The following is a 2,355-nucleotide window of genomic DNA, read 5'->3' as shown; positions in this document are numbered from 1 at the left end:
AGGCCGGCACCCCGGGCGCGCAGCAGGCGGTCGGCCAGCAGGCCGACGCGGAGCAGACCGCCCCGGCCCACCGGGCCTGACGCCGGCGGACCCCCGGTCCTCCCACCGGGGGCCCGCCCGTCCGGGCCGCGCGGGCCCGACCCCGGACACCACGCGAGGCGCCCGGTCGTCACCGACGACCGGGCGCCTCGCGTCATCCACAATGGGGCGGTGGACACCCCGACCGACCCCGTCGCGCGCATCGAGTCCGAGCTCGGGCTCCTGCTGCGCCGTGCGCGCGCCTCGGCGGAGCGTCTCGCGCGCGAGGTGCACCCCGACCTGGAGCCGTCGGCCTACCCGCTGCTCGTGCGCATCGAGCGGGAGCCCGACGTGCGGGCCAGCGAGCTCGCGGAGCACATCGGCGTCGGCCGCGGCACGATGTCGCGCCAGCTCGGCCGCCTGGAGCAGCTCGGGCTCATCGAGCGCCGCCCCGACCCGGACGACTCGCGCGGCCAGCTGATCCGGGTGACCGCGGAGGGCGCGCGCCGGGTGGACGCGGCCCGGGAGGCCCGCCGGGTCTACCTGTCGGCGGCGCTGGGGACCTGGTCGGAGGAGGACCGCGGCGTCCTGGCGGACCAGCTGCACCGGCTCAACGCGTCGCTGACGTCCCTGCCGCCGCGCCTGCACCCCGGGTCCTGACGGGGCACGCGGCGGGGGCAGGTGGCGCTGCCCGCGCCCGCGCGGGCAGCGGCTCCGCGCGCCGTCAGACCGCGCGGCTCAGCGCCCAGGTGCTGCGCCGCCGGGCGATCGCCGCGACCGCGTCGACCCGCCCGGGCGACCAGCGCGCCGGCATCGCCGTGAACACGTCCGGCACGTCCCCGTCGGGGAGCACCAGCGCGTCGTACGGCGACGGCGCGAGCACCTCGACCGTGCCGTGCACGACCAGCACGCCGCGGACCGCGACGGGCGACCCGACGGCCGCGCGCAGCAGCGACCCGGCCCGGGCGGCGGTGAGCCGCACGTCGCGCAGGTCGGCGACGCCCCGGCCGTCCGCGGACAGGTGCCGCGAGTCGAGCACGAGCCGCTCCGGCCCGGACGCGGCGGCGGGCCGCTCGGCGACGGCGAACGCGCCCGGCGGGCCGATCAGCAGGTGCGCGACGACCGACCCCTGCCGGCCCACGGGGACGTCGTGCAGGACGTGCCAGCCGTCGAGCAGCAGCCGGTCGAGCCGGTCGCACAGGGACTCGCGCAGGCCGCGCGGCTCGGCGTCCGCGCGCGGGCTGACCAGGTCGTCCGCCCGGTGCCGGCCGCGGGGGGCCGGGGCACCGGCGTCGTCCGGGGCCGGGGGCTGCTCCGGAGCGCCGTCCCGGCGGGCCCGCCGTCCCCGGGGACGCGGGTCCGGCTCGGGCTGCGGCTCCTCGGGGACCACCTCGGCCGCGGGGACGACGAGCTCGGGCACGTCCGCCCGCAGGTAGGCCTGCGCGGCGCCGCGCACGGCCTGCTCCAGCCCCTCGCCCTCCAGGGCGGCGGCGTCGGCCTCGACGGCCACCTGGCCGGTGGCGAGGTCGACGCTGCCGAGGGGCGCACCGGTCTCGGCCGTGACGTACAGCCGGTCGGCGCCGTAACGGCGCCACCGGCGGACGATCAGGGCCTGCTCCACGTCCGGGATATCGGCATCGGACCGCTTTCCCTGAAGCATCGGCGCTCCCCTCCCCCACACGGGGGGCAGCCTACTTCGGGTCGAAGGTCAGGCTCACGGAGTTCATGCAGTACCGGTCACCGGTCGGGGTCTGCGGCGCGTCGTCGAAGACGTGCCCCAGGTGCGACCCGCACTTCGCGCAGCGGACCTCCGTGCGCACCATGCCGAGGCTGCGGTCCTCGATCAGCTCGACCTTGTCGCCCGCCAGCGGGGAGAAGAAGCTCGGCCACCCGCAGTGGGAGTCGAACTTGGTCTCCGACCGGAACAGCTCGTTGCCGCAGGCACGACAGCGGTACACGCCCTCGCGGTGCTCGTCGAGCAGCTCACCGGTCCACGGGCGCTCCGTCCCGGCCAGGCGCAGCACCTGGAACTCGGCGGGGTCCAGCTCGACCCGCCACTGCGACTCGTCCTTCGTGACCTCGTAGGTCTTCTCCGCCATCGCGGTCTCCTCTCGCCCGGCGGACGCCCCGCCCGCTGCGGCCGGGGCTGGTCCACCGGGAGCCAGAACACGGGCGTGGCCCGCGGTGTTCCTCGCGCCGTGCCCGGACGCACGACCGCCCGCGACCGGAGGCCGGTCGCGGGCGGGTCGTGCGCGGGTGGGGCGTGCCCGGCGGTGACCGCCGGGCCGCCGGAGCGGCTGCTACTGCGCGCCGCCGCCGGAACGCCCGCGGCCGGCG

3 protein-coding genes are annotated in these 2,355 nt (G+C 78.4%); 1 reads left to right on the top strand and 2 read right to left on the bottom strand.

From position 1 onward, the window contains the following. Positions 1 to 210: 210 nt before the first annotated feature. Complete coding sequence (locus FA014_RS19205) at positions 211 to 678, top strand: MarR family winged helix-turn-helix transcriptional regulator (RefSeq protein ID WP_230323440.1); 468 nt, start codon at positions 211 to 213, stop codon at positions 676 to 678. A 64-nt stretch (positions 679 to 742) separates the two neighbouring features. Here the strand turns inward: FA014_RS19205 and FA014_RS19200 are convergent, their stop codons facing one another. Together FA014_RS19200 and msrB are read right to left on the bottom strand one after the other, a co-directional pair. Further along, positions 743 to 1,639 (bottom strand): NERD domain-containing protein, encoded by an 897-nt coding sequence (locus FA014_RS19200; protein WP_154731206.1) that lies wholly within the window; start codon positions 1,637 to 1,639, stop codon positions 743 to 745. Between the two features lie 70 nt (positions 1,640 to 1,709). Further along, entirely contained in the window at positions 1,710 to 2,117 is a 408-nt protein-coding gene (msrB, locus tag FA014_RS19195) for a peptide-methionine (R)-S-oxide reductase MsrB (protein ID WP_154731205.1), read from the bottom strand. Between the last annotated feature and the right edge of the window lie 238 nt (positions 2,118 to 2,355).

This window comes from Cellulomonas hominis (genome assembly GCF_005239125.1).
In the GTDB taxonomy this organism is placed as follows: Bacteria; Actinomycetota; Actinomycetes; order Actinomycetales; family Cellulomonadaceae; genus Cellulomonas; species Cellulomonas hominis_A.
Note: the sequence above shows the minus strand (reverse complement) of the source record. Positions and strands in the feature narration are given on the sequence as shown.